Annotated in this window: 1 protein-coding gene; it reads left to right on the top strand. The window is 26.1% G+C overall.

Annotated elements, in window-relative coordinates:
• The coding region (locus tag AB674_RS22935) for a hypothetical protein (RefSeq protein ID WP_047779369.1) at positions 1 to 452 on the top strand (452 nt) is incomplete at its 5' end.
• Between the last annotated feature and the right edge of the window lie 70 nt (positions 453 to 522).

The raw sequence follows: 522 nt of genomic DNA, 5'->3' as shown, positions 1-522 counted from the left end.
ATAGATTAAAAGAGAATACGAAAATTGGGAGAGCTGAATTAAAATTATCACTTGGAATATTTTCAATTTTTTGTCTAAGTTCAAAAAGTTTTTACGGAACCTTTGACGATTCATCTTTCAGACTAACAGAAAATTATAATTTTACTTCAGGCTTATATTTGCTTAAAGGAGAATATCAAAATATTAACAACAAAGTAAAACTAAATTATATTATTGAACCTATGAGTAAAATAGGAATGATTTGGCTAAAATATTTTCCATTTGTTGCGATAATTGGTTTCAATTCCTTTTTCTTTTTTAATTTTAAAAACGCGCCAAATGACATATATATAGTTTTTAATTTATTCTTCGCCTTTATAATATTCCATTCGAGATGGAATATAAAAAGGAAAAAGAAAAACTTGGAACAAAAATTTATTGAAATATTTGAAATAGAAAATATTGATAAATAAAAACACAGCCACCAACAGCCGTTACGAGAGATTTGGGACTAGACTGAATTTAAAGATGGTTTTGTACTTG

The sequence above is a fragment of the Flavobacterium sp. ABG genome (assembly GCF_001027725.1).
In the GTDB taxonomy this organism is placed as follows: Bacteria; Bacteroidota; Bacteroidia; order Flavobacteriales; family Flavobacteriaceae; genus Flavobacterium; species Flavobacterium cupriresistens.
This window is presented reverse-complemented; position numbering and strand designations above follow the sequence as displayed.